Source organism: Phaeodactylibacter xiamenensis (genome assembly GCF_965229835.1).
Classification (GTDB): domain Bacteria; phylum Bacteroidota; class Bacteroidia; order Chitinophagales; family Saprospiraceae; genus Phaeodactylibacter; species Phaeodactylibacter xiamenensis.
The window spans coordinates 3727620-3748439 of sequence record NZ_OZ245931.1; the positions used below are offsets into that span (position 1 = coordinate 3727620).

Annotated in this window: 17 protein-coding genes; 8 read left to right on the top strand and 9 right to left on the bottom strand. The window is 51.3% G+C overall.

The genetic code is table 11. The features are described 5' to 3' along the window. The first annotated feature begins 49 nt into the window (after positions 1-49). Genes ACO08I_RS13980 through uvrB form a run of 3 tightly spaced genes read left to right on the top strand, consistent with a single transcriptional unit; the run spans position 50 to position 2704 of the window. Positions 50-283, top strand: coding sequence for a hypothetical protein (locus ACO08I_RS13980; RefSeq protein WP_044217080.1), 234 nt, complete (start codon positions 50-52; stop codon positions 281-283). Between the two features lie 11 nt (positions 284-294). After that, a complete protein-coding gene (locus ACO08I_RS13985) occupies positions 295-666 on the top strand; it encodes a hypothetical protein (RefSeq protein WP_044217083.1) in 372 nt (123 codons plus the stop codon). Positions 667-679: 13 nt separating this feature from the next. Further along, entirely contained in the window at positions 680-2704 is a 2025-nt protein-coding gene (gene uvrB / locus ACO08I_RS13990; protein ID WP_044217086.1) for an excinuclease ABC subunit UvrB, read from the top strand. 65 nt (positions 2705-2769) lie between these two features. On the opposite strand, the gene argJ is transcribed toward uvrB, so the two are convergent. From argJ to ACO08I_RS14025, 7 genes are read right to left on the bottom strand one after another with little or no spacing between them, the layout of a single operon-like run. Next, positions 2770-3981 carry a bifunctional glutamate N-acetyltransferase/amino-acid acetyltransferase ArgJ gene (gene argJ, locus ACO08I_RS13995; protein ID WP_345894623.1) on the bottom strand — a complete coding sequence of 404 codons (1212 nt, stop codon included), beginning with the start codon at positions 3979-3981 and terminating at the stop codon, positions 2770-2772. Between the two features lie 32 nt (positions 3982-4013). Next, the gene (gene argC / locus ACO08I_RS14000) at positions 4014-5048 is read right to left on the bottom strand and encodes an N-acetyl-gamma-glutamyl-phosphate reductase (RefSeq protein WP_421949625.1); all 1035 of its coding nucleotides are present in this window, start codon (positions 5046-5048) and stop codon (positions 4014-4016) included. 34 nt (positions 5049-5082) lie between these two features. Next, positions 5083-6300, bottom strand: coding sequence for an aspartate aminotransferase family protein (locus tag ACO08I_RS14005; protein ID WP_282777756.1), 1218 nt, complete (start codon positions 6298-6300; stop codon positions 5083-5085). Continuing rightward, positions 6291-7118 carry an acetylglutamate kinase gene (gene argB, locus ACO08I_RS14010; protein ID WP_421949626.1) on the bottom strand — a complete coding sequence of 276 codons (828 nt, stop codon included), beginning with the start codon at positions 7116-7118 and terminating at the stop codon, positions 6291-6293. The genes ACO08I_RS14005 and argB overlap by 10 nt, the downstream gene beginning before the upstream one ends. An 8-nt stretch (positions 7119-7126) precedes the next feature. Continuing rightward, entirely contained in the window at positions 7127-8326 is a 1200-nt protein-coding gene (gene alr / locus ACO08I_RS14015) for an alanine racemase (RefSeq protein WP_421949627.1), read from the bottom strand. Positions 8327-8338: 12 nt separating this feature from the next. After that, positions 8339-10318: a hypothetical protein gene (locus tag ACO08I_RS14020; protein WP_421949628.1), complete on the bottom strand. Its 1980-nt coding sequence runs from the start codon at positions 10316-10318 to the stop codon at positions 8339-8341. A gap of 7 nt (positions 10319-10325) precedes the next feature. Then, on the bottom strand, positions 10326-11549 hold the full coding sequence (locus ACO08I_RS14025; RefSeq protein WP_282777761.1) for an ATP-grasp domain-containing protein: 1224 nt from the start codon (positions 11547-11549) through the stop codon (positions 10326-10328). Positions 11550-11869: 320 nt separating this feature from the next. On the opposite strand from ACO08I_RS14025, the gene ACO08I_RS14030 reads away from it, so the two are divergent. The 3 genes from ACO08I_RS14030 (at position 11870) to ACO08I_RS14040 (ending at position 16472) form a co-directional block, all read left to right on the top strand. Then, the gene (locus tag ACO08I_RS14030) at positions 11870-12682 is read left to right on the top strand and encodes an inositol monophosphatase family protein (RefSeq protein WP_044217101.1); all 813 of its coding nucleotides are present in this window, start codon (positions 11870-11872) and stop codon (positions 12680-12682) included. Beyond that, the gene (locus ACO08I_RS14035) at positions 12679-13581 is read left to right on the top strand and encodes a mevalonate kinase family protein (protein WP_421949629.1); all 903 of its coding nucleotides are present in this window, start codon (positions 12679-12681) and stop codon (positions 13579-13581) included. The genes ACO08I_RS14030 and ACO08I_RS14035 overlap by 4 nt, the downstream gene beginning before the upstream one ends. A 503-nt stretch (positions 13582-14084) precedes the next feature. Beyond that, a complete protein-coding gene (locus tag ACO08I_RS14040) occupies positions 14085-16472 on the top strand; it encodes a thiamine pyrophosphate-dependent enzyme (RefSeq protein ID WP_282777766.1) in 2388 nt (795 codons plus the stop codon). On the opposite strand, the gene panD is transcribed toward ACO08I_RS14040, so the two are convergent. Both panD and panC read right to left on the bottom strand, forming a co-directional pair. Beyond that, entirely contained in the window at positions 16469-16819 is a 351-nt protein-coding gene (panD, locus tag ACO08I_RS14045; protein ID WP_044217325.1) for an aspartate 1-decarboxylase, read from the bottom strand. The two genes, ACO08I_RS14040 and panD, sit on opposite strands and share 4 nt — an antisense overlap. Before the next feature lie 155 nt (positions 16820-16974). Continuing rightward, on the bottom strand, positions 16975-17829 hold the full coding sequence (gene panC / locus ACO08I_RS14050; protein WP_421949630.1) for a pantoate--beta-alanine ligase: 855 nt from the start codon (positions 17827-17829) through the stop codon (positions 16975-16977). A 188-nt stretch (positions 17830-18017) separates the two neighbouring features. Here panC and ACO08I_RS14055 point away from each other — a divergent pair, with 188 nt between their 5' ends. Then, on the top strand, positions 18018-18842 hold the full coding sequence (locus ACO08I_RS14055; RefSeq protein ID WP_282777771.1) for a glycogen/starch synthase: 825 nt from the start codon (positions 18018-18020) through the stop codon (positions 18840-18842). Between the two features lie 237 nt (positions 18843-19079). Further along, positions 19080-20513 (top strand): DUF4270 family protein, encoded by a 1434-nt coding sequence (locus ACO08I_RS14060; protein ID WP_282777773.1) that lies wholly within the window; start codon positions 19080-19082, stop codon positions 20511-20513. The last annotated feature ends 307 nt before the right edge of the window (positions 20514-20820 follow it).

Below are 20820 nucleotides of genomic sequence, written 5' to 3' on the forward strand. Positions count from 1 at the left end.
AGTTGTATATTTATAGTTAGATCTTCATCACTTCTCAAAGCTTATCGATATGGTTTCCTCTTTAGAAAATATTGAGCTTGAATACATAACGGATGATTCCGGTGCAACAACTGCCGTTAAAATACAACTCGAAGACTGGCTGAAGTTAAAAGAAGATTTGCTGAAGCTCGAAAAGATGAGCGCTGTAAACACTCCTTTGAGAAAGGCCTATGCAGAAGTGGCGCAAATGATCAAGGGGGAAGTGCCTAAAGAAGAGGCTCGGTCTTTTATTGAAGCGCTTTAATCTTTGCCCCGATGGTTGTAGTTTACCTGACCTCCACGTTCAAAAAGACAGCCAAGCGGTTGAGCAAAAAATATAGGTCATTAAAAAAGGATTTACTAGGGCTGATTACAGAGCTGGAGGAGAACCCTGTAAAAGGGATCAAAATTGGCGAAAACACTTACAAGATAAGGCTAGCTGTAAAAAGCAAAGGAAAAGGCAAAAGTGGCGGCCTGCGAGTTATCACTTTCCTTTACAGCAGAATAGCAGATACCGAAAGCCAAGAAGTTTACTTACTTGACCTTTTCGACAAATCAGACTTAGATAATTTGCCAAAGTCCTATATCCAAAACCTTGTAGCTCTACTGGAACAGGAGCTTACGGAACAAACGCAGGAAGAAGAATAAATAACAATTTTCTATGCCCTTCAATCTCCAATCCCCCTTCAGCCCCACCGGCGATCAGCCACAGGCCATTGAGCAGCTCATTCAGGGTGTGGAAGGGGGAGAACAGGCGCAGGTACTGCTCGGCGTAACCGGCTCCGGTAAGACCTTTACCATGGCCAACGCCATTGCCCGCCTGAACCGCCCGACCCTTATTCTCACCCACAATAAAACCCTGACCGCACAGCTCTACGGTGAATTCAAGGAATTTTTCCCCGATAATGCGGTGGAGTACTTTGTCTCCTACTACGATTACTATCAGCCGGAAGCCTACATTTCCACTACCGATACCTTTATTGAGAAAGACCTTGCCATCAACGAAGAAGTGGATAAGCTGCGGCTCAGGGCGACCTCCTCGCTCCTGTCGGGGCGGCGCGACATCATCATCGTGGCCTCTGTGTCCTGCATCTATGGTATGGGCAACCCGGAAGACTACAAAAGCAGCATTATCCGGATCAAAGTGGGACAGACAATCTCCCGGAACAACTTCCTGTACAGCCTTGTGAACAGCCTGTATTCGCGCACCGAGACTGACTTCCGGCGGGCGACCTTCCGCGTGAAGGGCGATACCGTTGACATCAACCTGCCCTATGTTGACTTCGGCTACCGGGTAGTTTTCTTCGGGGACGAGATTGAGTCCATTGACCGCATTGAGATTGAAACCGGCAAGCGGATTGAAGGCATGGAAACCGCGGCGATTTTCCCTGCCAACCTGTACATCGCCCCCAAAGACCGCATGAATCAGATCATCCGGGACATTGAGGATGAACTGCACGAACAGGAGAAATACTTTGAGCGCGAACTCCGCTTCCTCGAAGCCAAGCGCATCAAGGAGCGGACTACCTTCGACCTGGAGATGATCCGGGAACTGGGCTATTGCAACGGCGTCGAAAACTACTCCCGTTTCTTTGATGGCCGCCGCCCGGGCACCCGCCCCTTCTGCCTGCTCGATTACTTCCCGGACGACTACCTCATGATTATTGATGAGAGCCACGTGACGGTGCCTCAGGTCCGGGGTATGTACGGAGGCGACCGCGCCCGAAAGCTGAGCCTGGTAGACAATGGCTTCCGCCTGCCCTCGGCCATGGACAACCGCCCGCTGAATTTCTCTGAATTTGAATCCCTCATCAATCAGGTCGTCTTCGTGAGTGCGACGCCGGGCGACTACGAGCTGGAAAAAACCGGAGGTGAACTGGTGGAGCAAATCATTCGCCCCACCGGCCTGCTCGACCCGCCCATTGAAGTGCGTCCGAGCATGAATCAGATTGATGACCTCATGGAAGAAATTCAAAAGCGTATCGAACGGGAGGAGCGTGTACTGGTCACCACCCTCACCAAGCGAATGGCCGAGGAACTGACCAAATACCTGCAGCAGATGAATATCAAGGTCCGCTACATCCACAGTGAGGTGGACACGATGGAGCGGGTGGAAATCCTGCGTGACCTCCGCCTGGGTGAATTTGATGTGCTTGTTGGGGTCAACCTTCTGCGGGAAGGGCTCGACTTGCCGGAAGTGTCTCTTGTTGCCATTATCGATGCTGACAAGGAAGGATTCCTGCGCAACAACCGCTCCCTGACCCAGACTGCCGGACGGGCAGCCCGAAACTCTAATGGTCTAGTCATCTTCTACGCCGACAAGATCACCGATGCCATGCAAAGCACCATCGACGAGACCAACCGCCGGCGTTCCATACAGACAGCTTATAACGAGGAGCATGGCATCACCCCACAGACCGTCCGCAAGAGCCGGGACGAAATTATGGCCAAGAAGTCCATTCTCGACATCCGGGGCAATCAGAAGCGTGCCTATGTGGAGCCTGAAGAGCCTAGCCTCGCTGCTGATCCGGTGCTACAGTACATGAGCCGCGACAAGGTGGAAAAGATGATCGAAGATACCGAGCGTAAGATGAAAAAGGCAGCCAAGGAACTGGATTTCATCTCAGCTGCACAATTCCGGGACGAGCTCTTTGCGCTGAAGAAAAAGCTGAAGGAAGTGGCCTAAAAGTACAAAGGCAGGTGCTGATCATGCTCAACACCTGCCCGGTATTTCTTTCCGTAACAGACCAATCAGGTTGTATAAACCGAGTTGAACATTACATAATCCGTTGTCAGGTCAGCTCCCCAGCCAACGCCCTGCCCGTCGCCGGCATTCATATCCAGCCGGATGCGCAGGTGAGACTCCCGAAGCAGCCGCTTGACGTGGTTGCGGTCGAAGTCTGCGGGCTTTCCTTTGTCCAGTACCTGTATCAAAGTCTCATTATCGCCCAGATGCAGATCGACATTAGCGTAGTCGAATGACACACCGGCATTGCCCGCCGCACAAACAATACGCCCCCAGTTAGGATCACGCCCGAACATGGCAGCCTTCACCAGGGTGGAGTCCGAAATTTCGCGGACCAGCGTGCGCGCCACTTTGTCAGAGGGTGCACCGACAACCTGATACTCAATGAACTTGGACGCCCCTTCCCCATCGGAGATGATCAGCTTCGCGAGGTGGACCATCATTTCCTCCAGTCGATTGCGGAACAGCTGATACCCTTCATCCTGTTCTGACTTGATCATTTCATTCCCGGCCATGCCGTTGCAGAGTACAGCCACCATGTCATTGGTAGAGGTATCCCCATCTACCGTGATCATATTAAAAGACAGGTCGACACACTCTTTTACCGCTTTGTTCAGCAGCTTAGGCTCGATGGCCAGGTCACAGACAATAAAGCCGAGCATGGTCGCCATATTGGGGTGGATCATACCCGACCCTTTAGAGATACCCGCAATATTAATGGTGGTGCCATTCAGGTCGAAATCCATGAAGCCCTCTTTGGCGAAGGTGTCGGTGGTCAGGATGGCGTTGGCCGCAAAAGAGCCGGCTTTAGCATCATTGGAAAGCTTCGCCATATTCTCGCGAATGCCTGAGACGACATCCTCAGTTGGGAAAGGCTCACCGATCAGACCGGTAGAGGCTACAATGACCAGCTCTTTTTCGATACCTAGTTCTTCGGCAGCCGACTGCGCCATGGCTTCAGCTGCCAGGCGGCCCTGCTCGCCGGTACAGGCATTAGCATTGCCGGCATTGCAAACGATGAGCTGGGCTTTCCCGCTTTTGATGTGCTCCCGGGAAAGCTTGACCGGTTCGGCCACTACTTCGTTCTGAGTGAAAGTACAAGCCGCACTGGCAGGCACTTCCGAGTAAATAAGCGCCAGGTCACGCCGCATCGACTTGATACCAATGTGTGCGCCCCAGCATTTGATGCCCCGGACCGTGGTAAGGTTTCTTATCATTTTGTTGTTGGTGTTCATGCAGTATATAGGGTTTATGGGTTGAGTGGCAAGGATACAAAGCCACGGGTTTCGGGCAGACCAAATTGCAGATTCATATTCTGCATAGCCTGGCCTGCCGCACCTTTTACCAAATTATCGATGGCAGCCAAGGTGATGATCCGGTTGGTACGCTCGTCGTAAGTCGTGAAGATATCGCAGAAGTTGGAGCTCCGCACGTCCTTCAGGGTAGGTGGTGTTTTGCGCAAACGCACAAAAGGAGCATCTGCGTAGAAGTCTTCGTACAGCTTCCTAAGCGCCTGATCGCTCACCTCCTCCCGAATGGGGGTGGTGTAAATGGTGGACAGAATACCCCGGTCAACCGGCAGCAAATGGGGTGTAAACTGTACTTGAAGAGGCTCCGGCCGCAGACCGGACAGCTGCTCCTGTATTTCCACAGTATGGCGATGAGACTTCAGCCCGTAGGCTTTAAAATTATCGCTGACGTTGGAGTAATGCGTGGTAGGTTTTGCCTTGATGCCGGCACCCGTTATGCCTGACTTAGAGTCGACAATCACATGTGCCGGATCCACCCAACCTGCATCAATCAGCGGTGCGAGCCCCAGAATAGCGCTCGTAGGATAGCAGCCGGGGTTAGCAACTAATGAGGATTTTTCAATGGCAGCGCTATGCAGTTCAGGCAACCCATAAACGGCATCTTCGAAGCCTTTGGGATGAGTGTGGTCTTTTTTATACCAGGCTTCATAAACTTCAGGGGAAGAAAGCCGGAAATCCCCGGACAGGTCGACAACATTAAACTTTGCCGATTGGTACCCCTTCACGTAGTCCATGGAAACACCATGCGGGAGCGCCAGAAATACCATATCCAGCTCTGCTTCCAGAACAGCCGAAGCCGGCTGCAGGACATGATCGACCAACCCCTCAAAGTGTGGGTGGACGGCCGAAAAGGGCTCTCCTTTGCGGCTTTCCGAAGTGATCATTTGAATTTCCACATCCGGGTGGTTGTACAACAGACGCACAAGCTCAGACCCGGTGTAGCCCGTAGCGCCAACTATTGCTGTTTTGATCATCTATATGTAGGTGTCATTGTTTTTGTGGGTGGTTTTACAACTCGCCGCGCGATTCCAGTGCTTTGATGCAAGTGACGATGGTGTCTGCCAGGCGCTCCAGCTCTTCGTAGGAAATCACCAGTGGGGGCACCATGCGCAGCACGTTGTCGGCTGTGGCATTAGCGAGAACACCATGCTTCAGCATTTCCAGCACGAGCGGTTTGGTTTGGAAGTCGAACTCCACGCCAATCATCAGCCCCAGCCCGCGAATCTGACGTAGCTTCGGGTGGGTACCCAGGCGGTCGTCGAGCATTTCCTTCAGCCAAAAACCTTTGCGCTGGGTTTGCTGCAAAATGCCCTCCTGATCCATCGCTTCCAGAACGGCCAATCCGGCAGCACAAGCCATAGGGTTGCCTCCAAAAGTCGTTCCGTGGTCACCAAATTCGATGGTGCTGCTTACTTTCTCATTGCTCAGGATGGCCCCAACCGGCAATCCATTGCCCAGTCCTTTCGCCAGCGTCATAATATCCGGCTGTACTTCATAATGGTCCTTGGCAAAAAGTTCGCCCGTACGCCCGACTCCGCACTGAATCTCATCGAAAATCAGCACGATGTTTTCCTTATCGCAAAGCTCGCGCAAAGCACGCAGGTAGCAAGGCTTGGCTACATTAATGCCGCCCTCGCCCTGTACAGGCTCTACGATGATGGCCGCCACCTCTTCGGTAATCGCTGCGCGCACCGCTTCAATATCATTGAAAGGCACCTTCTGGAAGCCGGAAGGCATAGGGCCGAAGCCCTTCTGCATTTTCTTTTTCCCGGTAGCAATCGTAGCTAGTGTACGCCCGTGGAAGGACTTTTGCATAGAAATAATGGTGCCCCCCCTCCCGTTCGAGTGGGCATACTTACGGGCAATTTTGATAGCGCCTTCCACTGATTCTGCGCCGCTGTTGGAGAAAAACACCCGGTCCAGACCTGACCGCTTCACTAGTTGCTCCGACAGTTCCACCTGCGGCTCGCTTACGAAAAAATTAGAAATATGCATCAACTTGGCCGCCTGCTCCTGCAGCTTCTTCACGACGTGCGGGTGGCAGTGCCCCAAATTGCAAACAGCGATGCCTGCCAGGGCGTCAAGGTATTCGTTGCCTTCCACGTCCCAGAGCTTAGCGCCCTCACCACGGCTGAACGCCAGCGGCATACGGTTAAAAGTGGGCAGGTAATATTGCTTATCTACCTGATGTAAGGTGGCATTTGTGGTTTGTTCCTCTACAAGCATATTTCTGTTCCTATTGAGTGGTTATCGGATTGCACGACTTCAGCGATAGTGTCTGGCTTCGTGCCATTTATAATGCGGGCATGCCGGGCACCGTGCTCCAAAGCAATTTGGCAGGATTCCAACTTGGGGATCATGCCGCCTTTGATCACACTGCCATAAAGCCCAGGCAATTCTTCAAGCGTTAGCCGCCGAATGAGCGAAGACGGGTCGTCAATATCCCTTAGCAGCCCGTCAACATCCGTCAGCACCAGGTAATCCTGTGCCTTCAGGGCACCAGCCAGTGCACCGGCGAACATGTCGGCGTTCACGTTGTAGTCCTGCCCCGCTTCATCGGAAGCAATACAGGTAACAACAGGCACAAAGTTATTCGAAAGCAACGTCTCCAAAAGCCGGGTGTCTACTTTAGTGACATCCCCGACCTGACCGAGGTCGAAACGTTCAGTCCGCCCGTTTTCGGTCACTTCGTGGTAACGCTTTACCGCGGTGACCATTCGCCCGTCCTTACCAGACAAGCCTACCGCACGCATTCCTGCTTTATTTAACAAATGAACCAGGCTGCTGTTGACTTCGCCCTTGAGCGCCATCTCAATGTACTTCAGCGCCTCCGGTGTCGTCTTGCGGTGGCCGCCGATAAATTCGGACTCAATACCCACCGTTTTCAGGATACTTTTGATAAACGGACCGCCACCGTGCACCAACACCACCCTGGCACCTGACTCCTGTAATTTTTTAATGCTAGCGACTACAGCAGACTTCAGCTCGTCGTTGAGCATAGCGTTGCCACCGTACTTGATTAATACTATAGGTTCCTGCTCCATAAATTCTTCTATCGGACAATTTTTCGGGGAATAGCAGTGGGCAAACGGCTCAGCATCTCATTGTTCAGCAACTGCGTATAATTGGTAAATGAACTGACGTTGATGGTGTTGTTCTTCTGCTTGCCCAGCAGTACCACCTCGTCCCCTGTATTTACGTTTGGGATGTCGCCGATGTCCACCATAAAAAGATTCATATTAATCAGGCCTGTGATCCGGGCTTTCCGGCCATTGATCAGCACATAGCCCCGGTTGGACTGCCCGCGGGGGTAACCATTGCAGTAGCCCACCGGGATGACAGCGATGTCCATATCGTGCGTAGCCTGAAAAGCCGTACCGTAGCCAATGAAGTCTCCTTTCGGCACATGCTTGATATCCATGATATCCGACTTCCAGGTGATGATGCGGCTCATTGGAGTATCCTTCATCTTATTCACGGACTGCAGGTGCTGATAGTAAACATCCGGGCTCGGCCAAAACCCATAGGTTGCCACACCAACCCGAACCATATCGTAGTGCGTTTCGGGCATTACCAAAGCAGAAGCAGAGCAGGCGATGTGCCGGGTTACTGGCATATACTTTCGCTTTTTACATTCTGCCAAATAGTTTTTGTATCGTTCTTTTTGTTGTTCTGTCCGGAAAGTACTGCTCAGAGACTCGGCGCCTCCAAGATGGGTGCACAACCCCTGGAAGATAATATATTCGTTATTGCGCTTGAGGAAAGTAACTGCTTTCTTGAAATACTCTTCCGTCATGCCGGTACGGTTGGTGCCCGTTTCCACTTCAATATGCACTTTGGCCTTGCGATTAAGCTTTTTGGCTTTCTCCAACACCAGCTTCAGCCGCTCGTAATTGAACACATAAAATTCAATATCATGCGCAATGGCCCATTCGATATCATTATCATACAGAATGCCCATGATCATAATATCTGTACCTGCTTTCCGGAACTCAAGTACCTCTTCCGCTTCGTAAGCTGAGGCCACAGAAATGTGGTCAACACCAACCTTGCCCAACATAGTCACGATTTGCGGTATGCCGTGCCCGTAGGCATTAGCTTTTACCACACAGGACAGGCGCGTGCCCTCAGATAGTTTCTTCCGAATAAAGTTGATATTCTTCTTTAGCCCGGACTGACTGAGCTCAATGCGGGAGGTGTGCTTCACGTTCCTTACGAAAGGCTCAAAGTGCCCGATTTGCTTTCTTGTCATAATTCTTTTTCGTTAAATCCAACGGTACTTTCGCCCCCAGCTTTCCTTTGATAGTTTGGTAACTTTTGAAACTGTCCCGGCTGGCACTTTCTGGTGTTTATCTTCCAGTCGCAACTCATTAAAATGGAACGCGTAGACCCGGGAGACGAACTCGTCTACCGGGAGCGAAGATTCTCCATGGCGCTCTCCGTTGCCCCAAACTGTTGGCTGAATGCCTTGTCCCCAGTCCTGCTTGCCCTGACTGTTGGGATTGAAGAAGTAGGCCCGCCATTCTTCCGATTCGGGTGCTGTTTCAATGCGCAACAGCGAAATAGCATGGTAGCCCAGCATCTGAGCCGAGGAGTCTGTAATGAAAATCCCCGTAGGCACCGGATAAATCAGATGGTGGCCTCCATTGTAATCCGGATGGAAGGAAGCATAGAAAATACGCACAAACTCATCGTACTTTTCCACGGCATGAAGTGCAGGGTTGTACACCGAACGGAAGCCGGTTTGGATCCAATGCCCGTAAAAGGCAGGGTTTACCGACGCATGGGGATCTTTGCCAAAGTGCTTTAGCCCGGCGCGTTTCATCATTTCGTTGTACACCTTATCCAGCAGCGGGACCAAAACAATGGAAACCGGATCCAGCTGAAAGTCGAACTGCTGGGTCAAACCCTCCGTGACATCCTGCGATTTTATCTGATCACCTTCGTAGCGGAAGACTACATTATTGGTAGTTGCAGCATCAATCATCATATTGATGAGCTTGGCCGGTGCGTAGCGGCTCCACATACTAATGCCTCTTGCAGATTGGCAAGTAGGGTTGTTGCCCTGACGGACGCCGAGCGGCAGCCCCAGCACACAGAGTATCCCCCCGATAAGTGACTGTATGGGAGACAAATCAAACCGGGTCAGGTTACCTTGTTCAAGCCGCTTTGCAACCTCAGGGTGCACCTTGATTTTCACCAACCGGTTGATGGCATGCCAGGCTGTTTTTTGGGAAAAGATGTTGCGCTGCAGTACTCTCGCCAGCCCATACACCGCTTGTTTGTTGCCGGGAACAATAAAATCCTGAATTACCTGATGTACAAAATCCTGATGCCGCTCGTAATCTGCCCGGCCATGAGCGTTCAGGGCCAGCACTTCAGGTATCATATCCGTATGATACTTGCGCACAAATTGCAACAGCACCAACTGATGTTCCGAAACCAGCCCGGTATCCACCATCATTTTGCCCACTTCCTGACACTCCCGCCGCAAGGCATCTGCATCCAGGTTTTCCAGGGCGGTCTCGTACTGCCCGGGAGATTTATACTTGCGGGCAAGCTCTGTAGGACCGAAGAGGGTGTTGATAAAATAGCTCAGCCGGCGGTCCTGCTTTTCACTCAGGTCAAGTGTAAGCTCCCGGCTGATTACGCTTAAAATCCGCTTAATACGGGTAACGACCACAGGGCGGTGCGCTACAATAACCTCGATTTTTTCCAGCAAATGAGGTTTAATCTGCTGCAGGTCGACCCGCTCCCGGACTATACCGAAGAGCATTCTGATCTTTTTCAGCTCTCCATCTGCATACCGGGCGCTCCACCCTTCGTGCTCAAAATCCTCAAAGGCCAACTCAAAGGTATTCACAAGCATACTGTAGATGAAGCCCCTTGCCTGTTCAGCCGAAAAATCAGGGTGGCTGATCCTGCCTTCGCTGATATTGAGTATTCGAAATTCGTTTAGCATTTCGATCGTACTCGTGGGCGAGCCCGCAAGCAGTGTCCCTCTTACCAGTCCGGGTATGAGATTGTTAGGATTTTCCCAGACCGTCCCGTTAAAAAATCCGGATTCATCCAGCTCGGGAAGCCGGTGATACAGGAGTTGCCCTCCCTCTTCATTTCGGCTAAGTAAGTCGATCTGACTGATGAGCCGTTTCCGCTTGTCATCCTTGCTAAAAGAAGGTGCTTCCTGAAAAGCTTGCAGGCTATGCAGAAAACGGTCTTCCAACTGATCTAAGGTTAATGCCATATATTATTTATACGTAAAAAGGTACATCTTCATAATGTTTCAACAATTCCCGCATGCGTTCGGGGTCTTCTCCAGCGAAGTTAACCGTACCAAAGTGATTACCAAAACCACTGCGCTCCGTGATTTTCTGTGGACCGAGCGGTTCTACAAGGTTATTATCGAGATAGTAAGGCTCCTCCAATAGTTCTTCCGGGATTTCCAAGCGGGAAATTTGTCCGGGTTTGGGGAACACCATGACGTTGCCGTACTTTTTCTCCGGCATATAGCCCTTGGGTGGGAAATATTTGTCCAGTTCCTCCTCCGACATATTGGGGTCGTGGCTGACTACAAAAGCGAGCAGTGCGTCGAAGCCATAAGCTTGCCCACAGAGATCCAAAATATGACCACCGGGAATCCGGCAGGCGACCTCGCCGAAATTAATGGTCTTGCCATCATCACTGACAAACCACTCCGGGTGGACCATTCCGAACTCTATGCCGAAGATGTCCACCATTTTCTGCACTTCATTGTGAATCAGCTCCCGCTTAGCTTCAAGCTCAGGGCCTGCCGGGATGAAGTTGGAATAGCCCAGCTTTACGTATTCTGTTATATTGAGAAAGCGGATCTTTCCTTTGTGGATAAAAGCTTCACAGGAAAATTCTTTGCCGCTCAGGTGGCTTTCCACCAGGCAGGGAAAATCCTTAACCGTCATCTTACGGTCTATATCATCACGGGACCGGATAAAGTGATGCCCAACCGTACCCGCTGCTGCAAATGGTTTGGCGTGGAACCAGGCATCTTCCTCGCCGGGCAACTGCAGTTCTGCTTCATTGAGGCGATCAAGGAACTTATGGACATGCTCTCTGTCATAGACCTCTTCGAACAGCCCTACCTTCAGGCCGCCCAGCAGCGCCTTACGTTTCATCATTGCCTTATTTCGAAAAAGGAAGGCCCGGTTGAGTACGCGGGGGTCATCACGATAGATCGAGTTCAGTGCTCCTGCCCATTCCACAGTTTCTTCATAAAGGGGTACTGCTACATCAGCATTGAAAGGCTTGAGCAATTCTACTAATTCCAGAGAATTGGAATGCGAACCAAACTCATCCAGTTTGTATCCGACAAACGGGATATTATGCTCTTTGGCATAAGCGCCAAATTCAGGAAATGAAACAACAACGTAAGGGAGACCAGATTTTTGTACACTCTCAATCACGGGCAGGCTCCAGCCCATGAGTGCAAAACAGTTAGCCATAAATATTTAAGGGTTTTATGATTTCAATGATTTCAGTTCACCGGGCTTCTCCGGGACCACTTTTATATGAATGAAATTTTCGGGAATTCCAAATTTTTTCACTTTTTATCACTTCAAAAGGGCATTTTGACCTTTAAGCTATTTTTTTTGGTAATTAACTACTACTCCAGCTTCACCAACCCCTAAAATCGCTCAAATAATTACCAAAACAAAGATAACACCCTCGTAAACGTGCAAAATATTAACAATAGGAGCCCCAGGTTTGTGCTATCGAATACTCAGATTTGCAAACTTCTTTTTTTTGGCGGTATCTTTGAGCTATGAACGCAACACACGTCCTCAATTTTCTTAAGCGGATCGCCCGGGAAGCCGGATCTATAATGATGGAACGGATTGACGGGCAATACAAAGTCTACGAGAAGCCCGACCATTCAAGGGTAACGGATGTAGACCTGGCCATCTCTAAGCTACTGCAGGCTCAGGTGGAAGCAGAACTCAATGGGATCGAGCTATACAGCGAAGAGTCTCCCAAGTCGGCGATCGACCGCAGCAGGCCTTACATTATAGCCGATGAGCTTGACGGCACGAGCTACTACATAGACCTTAAAAAAGGGTTTTCGCATCAATCAGCCTACTATCATCCCGAGCATGGGCTGTGCGTAGGCCTGGTTTATTATCCCCGGATTGACACGCTGATTTACGCAATTAAGGGACAAGGGGCCTATATTGAAGAAGGAGGAGCCGCACCACAACGGATCACCCCTCCTGCTCCTAAGCCGGTCGAAGCCCTTACTTTCGCACATCCATTGCGCTACCGGGGCGAACGTTACAACAACCTTTACCGCAAACTGGGCGCTGATGACGACCGGATACTCCGGACAGATGCCCGGCGTACCCTCATGATGGCGAAGGGCGAACTTGACGTTAATATATTCCTGTCCCCCCGAATCCCTTACTGGGACTTAAGCGGAGAGAAAGTTATTGTTGAAGAGCTAGGGTACAGCCACAGTTACCTCAACCGGCAGCCGGTAGAATTTGGGAAGCCGCCTCCCAAACCCAACCTTGGCTACCTGATCTGCCCGGAAGAATGGAAAGAAAAATTCTTTACGGAAACACCACGGCTGATTGCATGAGTACCGCCCGTACGCCCGGAAAACTGCTCCTTTTTGGTGAATACACCGTCTTGCTGGGCAGCACGGCTCTGGCACTGCCCCTACCCCACCTTTTTGGAGAATGGGCAACCGGTTCTGCCCCACCGAGCCACGACCTGTTACCTTTTGCAGCGCACCTCTATTTCCTGGATCAGGAGGGGCGACTATTGGCTCCCCTTGACACTCAACGGTTCCTTCAGGAGGTAAAATCTGGCCTGTACTTCCATTCCAACATCCCGGTGGGATATGGTGCCGGCAGCTCTGGCGCACTTTGCGCAGCTGTTTATGAACGCTATGCTAATCCGGCAATCGCAAAAGACAATACCACCGCCCTTTCTACGCTGCAGCAACAGCTGGCACAACTGGAGAGCTACTTCCACGGGGAAAGCTCCGGGGCAGACCCCCTGATCTGCTATCTGCAGCACCCCCTGCTAATTGAGCAAAATACTATCCGGCCGGTCTCTGTAGCCCAAAGCTCCGGAGACAGCGGCCTGTTTTTCCTTATAGATACAGGGATTAGCCGGCGAACAGGGCCCCTGGTTCAGCAATTCAAAGCCAAGTGTGGGTCTGATCATTTCCGGGAACAGGCACTGCGCCAACTGGCTACGCCAACCACCGCTGCCACCCATGCCTATCTGGAACAAAATACAGCCCAGCTCGAACGCGCCTTGTTTCAAATCGCGACAGCCCAGCTCAACCTGCTCAGGGACTTTATTCCAGAGCTCTTCCGGCCAGTTTGGGAAGAGGGGCTGCAATCCCATCAGTTTTACCTGAAACTCTGTGGTGCCGGCGGCGGCGGTTTTCTGATTGGCTACAGCCCGAACAGACAATTGCCCGCATCAATTGAGGCGCAGCGGTTGCATCCTTTGCCGGAGGTGTAAAATGAGAAAACGACTGAACTACCGGCGCAAAACAAAAGGCGGCTTCCATACGGAAGACCGCCTAATTGTTTTTTCATACTAATCCAATAAACAAGTTGCAGAACCTGCAGCACTCAGGGCACCACAGTTTTCTTAATAACCGGGCGTAATAAAATAAGTAAAGATGAAATGCTAATTTGGAAAATCCACCAAAGCAATACGCTTTGAGATTATTTTTGATGCTGACAGGCGAACGTGATTAATATCGCGTTGGCATAAAGTTAAGCATTTTATTTTGGAGAACCAGCAATCCGCCCCATCATTCCTTTTGCCACTTCCGATTTCCAAGCCTCCCCAACAGCCTGTCAGATTCAGGCATTGGCAGCCCACCACAACCATATTCGGGAATATAGTCGTATATTTGCACCCCGCAAGGTATTGAACCCCATCTAATTATACCCAATCGCCGGTCGGCTGACCACCGTGATGCCGGTACATTTTTGAATCAAGCGACGCCGAGTATTTTGAAAAAAACGACTGTTCAACAAGATGTTCTCCCTATAGCGCCCGAGGAGGCGCTGCAAGATTATTACATCTGCTGCCTCAGCCGTGAGGTTAGCCTGACGATAAGGCGGGAAGTACTCACCGGGAAGGCTAAATTCGGCGTTTCCGATGACGGCAAAGAGCTTTTTCAGGTGGCTATGGCCAAGGCGTTTCGAAAAGGGGATTTCAGATCAGACTATTACCGGGGGCATACTTTATTGCTGGCGCTCGAGCTGGCCACCCCTGAGGACTTGTTTGCACAACTCTATGCAGACGCCGACAACGACCCCTTTTCCGGCGGCCGTCAGATGAATAACCACCATGCCACTCCGCTGATCACACCTGAAGGCGACTGGCTCAATCACCGGGAGCGCTACAACCTCAGTTCCGATATTTCCACAACTGCCGGGCAGATGGCCCGTGGGATCGGCCTGGCCATGGCTTCCAAAAAGTACAGAGACCGGCCGGACCTGAAAGCAGAAAATTTCTCCGATAACGGGCAGGAGGTGGTCTTTTGCTGTATTGGAGATGCCTCGACTTCTGAAGGTGCTTTTTGGGAAACCATGAATGCCGCGGGGGTCCATCAATTGCCACTGGTAACGACGGTAGCGGATGATGGCTATGGCATTTCCGTACCCCGGGAAGTACAGACGACCAAAGACAGCATCAGTGAAGCCATGGCTGGTATGGAAGCCTCATCAGGCACCAACGGTATTGGTATCTACAAGGTCAAAGGCTGGGACTATCCGGCTTTGTGCGAGGCCTATGAACAAAGCGCTGCCCAAGCCCGCCTTAACCACCGCCCTGCACTGGTTCACGTGGAGGAGCTGACGCAGCCACAGGGGCATTCCACCTCTGGCTCCCACGAGCGGTATAAGTCCAAAGCCCGCCTGAAATGGGAAGCCGAACACGATTGCAACCGTAAGTTTAAGCGCTGGCTGCTGGAGGAAGGCATCGCAAGCGAGCAGGAGCTCGAAGACCTGGAGCAAAAAGCCCAAAAAGCGGTAAAACAAGCACGTAGCCGGGCCTGGAAACGATACAACGAGCCCATTCAGCAGGTTTGGAAAACCCTAAAGGCTGATTTCGCCCAGCTGGCAACCGATGCGGGCACAGACCGTGCCCGCCGCATTGAGGATGCCCTAAAAGCTCTGATCAATCCGGTACGGGCGGATATCGTCAAGCTGATCCGGCAAATGCTTTTTGCCACCCGGCAACTCGACACACCAGAGCGGCAGCGCCTGCAAGCTTTCCTTGAGGAGGTCAACCAGACCATGGAGCAGCGTTACCACACTCACCTTTACAGCCAAACAGATCGTGCAGCCCTGCAGGTACCGGTAAACCCAGCCGTTTACAGCGACGATGCACCGCTCCTGAACGGGTATGAAATCCTCAATCAGTTCTTCGATCAGGCGATGAACAGCCGGCCGGAGCTTTTTGCCTTCGGAGAGGATGTCGGTAAAATCGGCGATGTCAACCAGGGCTTTGCCGGGCTGCAGGAAAAGCACGGCGCAGAACGCATCTTTGATACCGGCATCCGGGAGTGGACCATCATGGGCTATGCCCTGGGCATGGCGATGCGCGGGCTGCGCCCAATTGCGGAAATTCAGTACCTGGACTATCTGATTTACGGTCTTTCTCCGCTTTCTGATGACCTCGCCACACTCCGCTACCGCAGCAACAGCATACAGGCTGCCCCGGCTATCATACGTACCCGAGGCCACCGGCTGGAAGGTATTTGGCACTCTGGCTCTCCAATTAGCGTGTTGCTGGGCGCCTTGCGGGGCATCCACCTGCTGGTCCCCAGAAATATGGTGCAGGCGGCTGGGTTTTACAACACACTGCTACAGTCTGATGACCCCGGACTAATTATCGAATGCCTGAATGGCTACCGGCTAAAAGAACGGCTACCAGACAACCTCAATACCTTTACGGTACCCATTGGGGTGCCGGAAATCCTCAGAGAAGGCGAAGACGTCACTTTGCTCACATATGGCTCTTGTGTAAGGGTTGCCGAAGCAGCCTGTGACCAACTGGAAGAAGAAGGGATTTCGGTGGAACTGATAGACGCCCAAAGCCTGTTGCCTTTCGATTTGGAGCACCTGACCGTTGGCTCTCTTCAAAAGACCAACCGCCTGGTGGTGCTTGATGAAGATGTGCCCGGTGGCGCTTCTGCCTATCTGCTGCAACAGGTACTGGAAAAACAGGGCGGCTACAGATGGCTGGACAGCAAGCCGGTAACCATTACCGCGACAGACCACCGGCCTCCTTACGGGACGGATGGCGACTACTACTCCAAACCCAATCCGGAGGATGTGTTTGAGCGCATTCTTGAAATGATGCAGGAAGCAGAGCCAGGGAGGTTTGCTTAGCCTGGCAACCGGTTATCATCTGTCGGGAAGACGACCTTCGGCTGATAAGCTTTGGCTTCTTCCTCTGACATCCATGCGTAGGCTATAATGATGACGGTATCGCCCACCTGCGCCCGCCGGGCGGCTGCGCCGTTGAGGCAAATCACGCCGGAGCCCCGCTCGCCTTCAATGACATATGTTTCCAGGCGTTCGCCGTTATTATTGTTAACCACCTGCACTTTCTCACCATCAATCAGCCCCGCCGCATCCATTAAGTCGAGGTCGATTGTAATGCTGCCAACATAGTTGAGGTCGGCTTGCGTGATAGTTGCGCGGTGTATCTTGGATTTGAATCTTTGAATCAGCATGATATATTCCGAAAGGAATGAAATTTTGTTCAGGTAATAGTTTTCAGGCACATTTAGATTATCTCGCCCTGAAAACGCCTCAATAACAATACAAAATTACGTAAGGTTTATACTCCAGAGTCTTCACCACCTGCTTTTTTGAGGTGGACCCAAGACTATCCCGGATAAATCACCCGGTTATCAATCAGGCGCACATCCCCGGCGCGGGCAGCCACGCAGGCGATTACCTCCCGGCCCGCTTCAAAGGTATCGACCAGCTGCAGGTTTTCCGCATCAGCCAGCTTAAAATATTCGGGTACCAGGCCCGCTTCACGAAGGGCATTCAGTGCTTTTTCCTGTATTTCGCCCGGAGACAAAGCTGCCGCCCAACTGCCTGCCTCGGCCAGTGTCTGGCTGATGGCCAGAGCCCGGCTGCGGTCTTCCGGCGAAAGCCGTACGTTACGCGAGCTCATGGCCAGCCCGTCGGGCTCCCGAAGGGTAGGACAACCGACAAGCTCCACTTCCAGGCTCAATTGCCGGATCATTTCGCGGATGATGGTCAGCTGCTGATAATCCTTTTGCCCCATGAAAAGAAAATCCGGCTGTACCAGACTGAGCAGCCGCAGCACCACCTGCATCACCCCTTCAAAGTGCCCTGGCCGGTGCTCGCCTTCCATCACTTCTGCCAAATGGCCAAGCGCAACATCCGGCACCGGTACCTCATATTCCGCGGGGTACACCTCCTCCACCTCTGGCATAAACAAGATGTCGCACCCTGCGTTGTGCAGCAGATCAATGTCTCTGCCCGGCGTGCGGGGGTAATGTTGCAGGTCAGCAGATTCGTTGAACTGTGTGGGGTTGACGAAGATGCTGCAAACGGTAACGTGGGCAGTATTTTGGGAAGCGTGCAGCAGAGAGAGGTGGCCTTTGTGCAATGCGCCCATTGTAGGAACAAAGCCAATTTGCCGGTTTCTGGAGCGATAGTCCGCCAGAAAAGCCTGTAAGTCCGCTGATTTCTTGAATAAATACATCAGGTAAAGTTCAAAAATCAATGGCACGGCCAATAGGGCGGCCAATCAGGGCGCAAATATAGACGTTTTTGTTAACAGCGCATTAAGAGCCAGACAAATACGGCAATAACAGCATTTTTTTGTTAAATTTGCAAACTTGTTCATTGAACCTTCGGTGACATCGTTATTTTTTTAAATTTTTACCGCTTATGAGTAAGACAAGAGTGCTGATTGTTTCGCAGGAAATGCAGCCTTATACCGCTGCGTCAGAAATTGCCAATATAGCACGGAAGCTTCCGCAATATATACAGGAAAACGGAATGGAAATCAGGGTGCTTATGCCACGTTTTGGCACGATTAACGAGCGCCGCCACAGACTGCACGAAGTCGTTCGCCTTTCTGGAATGAACATTATTGTGGATGACGACGACTATCCACTGATTATAAAGGTAGCCTCATTGCCTGAGGCCCGCATGCAGGTTTACTTCCTGGACAACGAAGACTTCTTCAAGCGCAAACGCATCTTCACGGATGCTGATGACCAACCATTCGAAGACAACCCCGACCGCATGGTCTTTTTCTGCAAAGGCGTTATTGAGACGGTCAAGAAGTTTGGCTGGGCTCCGGATGTAGTCTTCTGTAATGGCTGGATGACGAGCCTTATCCCATTATACCTCAAGACGGCGTACAAGAATGAGCCACTTTTCCAGAATGCCAAAGTGGTATATTCTATCTACAATGGGTCTCCGGAAAAGACTTTTTCAGACGCCTTCATGGCTAAAGCCTCTATCAATAACCTGACAGAGGATGACCTTAGCGCCTATCAGAATGGCAAAGGAGTAACCCTTCACCACGGCGCGATCAACTTCGCCGATGCCCTGATTCAGGGTAGCGAGCAGATTGACGATAGTGTCAGCAAAGCCCTCTCTGATACCGACAAGCCCGTCCTGGATTATCAGGGTGAAGAAGGCTTCGAAGCGCCAATTAAGGAGTTCTTCGAAACCCTCGTGACAGAGGAAGTGGAGGAAAGCTAGTTCAAAAAACTTTGCCATAACACCAATTTCAGCCCTGCTCTCCCCAAACGGTTTAGCAGGGCTGAATTTTTTCTTCTGTATACAACGGGCTTATCTTTTTTTTACTCTTTCCCTTCAGGTAACTACTTTTGCGCAGGAAAGACAAACCTAACCCATTGATTGAAATGCTCCGGTAAGTCTGGCGTTAAAAACAGGTGGAGTTATCCACTACGCGCAAGCTTTAGCAAAAAAAGAATTATGAAACGGAATATATTCTGGGGGCTGGGAGCCCTCCTCGCCACTATGCTCATCAATGCCTGCTCTGACCCTACTCTGGTAGGAGGAGGGCTGCTTGATGAAGACCGGGCAGAAGTTGGATTTACGGACACCTTCACGCTACAAGTCGCTACCGAACTCAGCGACCCGCTTATGACCTACTCTCCTTTTCCCGTTTTGCAGGCAGACCGGTTTCTGTTCGGGGATTTCCGGGACCCGGTGTTCGGGCAAGCCAAGTCGACGATCAATGTGCAGCTGGTGCCTCCACGTACGAATAGTGCCCCTGTGTTTCACCCAAACTTTGCGGACATCACCGGCGTGGACTCCGTTGTCCTGATCCTGCCTTACACACGTGGTGGCTTCTACGGGAAGACGGAAGGCGAAACCTTCGGGATACGGGTTACAGAGCTGACCGAGGTTTTTAACGAGGACCTGGAGTACTTCTCTGATCACGAAGCGGGCATTGCCAGTGCACCCCTGGCGGAAATTGAATTCGTCGCCACGCTCGATAGTATACCTTATACAAACTACCTGGATAATAATTCGCTGGCAGAGCCGGCAGAAGCCGACACGGTTAGCTTTCCGCATCTTCGCGTCCCGCTGCCTACCGTTTGGGCAGACTCCCTGATCAGCTTTTATCTGGCGGATACGACCGTGTTCAATGAAAGCAACCGCTTTCTGGAACGCTTCCCGGGCTTTCAGCTGGAGCCCACCCTGCCAACCGCCGGCATGCTCGCTTTTACGCTGCAGTCTATTCGGGCAGGAGTTCATATTTATTACCGGGACAGCACCGATTCTCCCCGTGATTATCAGCTGTTTTTCGAGAACGACCAGCTTGATCCGATCGTTCAATTCGCCACTTTTGAGCACAACTACGAAGATACTGACGCCGTGGCGCTCCTCGAAAACGGAGAGGAGAATGACAGCCTGCTCTTTGTTCAGGGCATGGCCGGTTTACGCTCAAAGATTAAGCTTCCTGACCTCAGCGTATTTGAGAATGTTGCCATCAACCAAGCCTTCCTTGACTTTTACGTTGCCAGAGGAGAAAGCCTCGACACCGCTAACTACCCCCTTGCAAGGCAAATAGCGGTGAAAGCAGAAAATGACGTAGGGGAGGAAGTGTTTATTTCAGATATGATTGTTGCAGATAACGCCCAGATACCCTTTGCCTCCGGTTTTGGAGGTGTTCCGGAATTTATCGAATCCAAGGGCGCCATCCGATACCGAATGGCCATTTCCACTTACCTGCAGGAGGTATTGGAAGGCAGGATGTCCGATGAGTTTTACCTCATACCCATTGAAAACAACGACCTTACCGATACGAAGCGATCAGAAGTAGCAGAACGGGTGCTATTCTACGGAGGAAACCACCCACAATTTCCTGTCACACTGAGCGTTACTTTCACACGGTTGTAACATTGTAAAATGGAATATCTTATCAGAAGTGATGCGGGAATCCTCAAAAGTTTGTACTTTGCGGACCCGCGCCTGTTTCGGGAACAAACAAAGCTTCGGTAAAGCACTGAACAGCAAGTTGGTTTTCTGCTTTACCAGAACAACACTCGCACCATATTGAATCCTAATCCCATTAAATTCCAAGGCTGTTCATGGTTGATAAAGCCATTAATGAAATGAACCCAAAGTGCGTTCCCCGGGCTTTACGTTAGGAGTACCGAGCGACGCTCAAAATAAGTATGCGGCTATACTACTGATTTTTTTACCA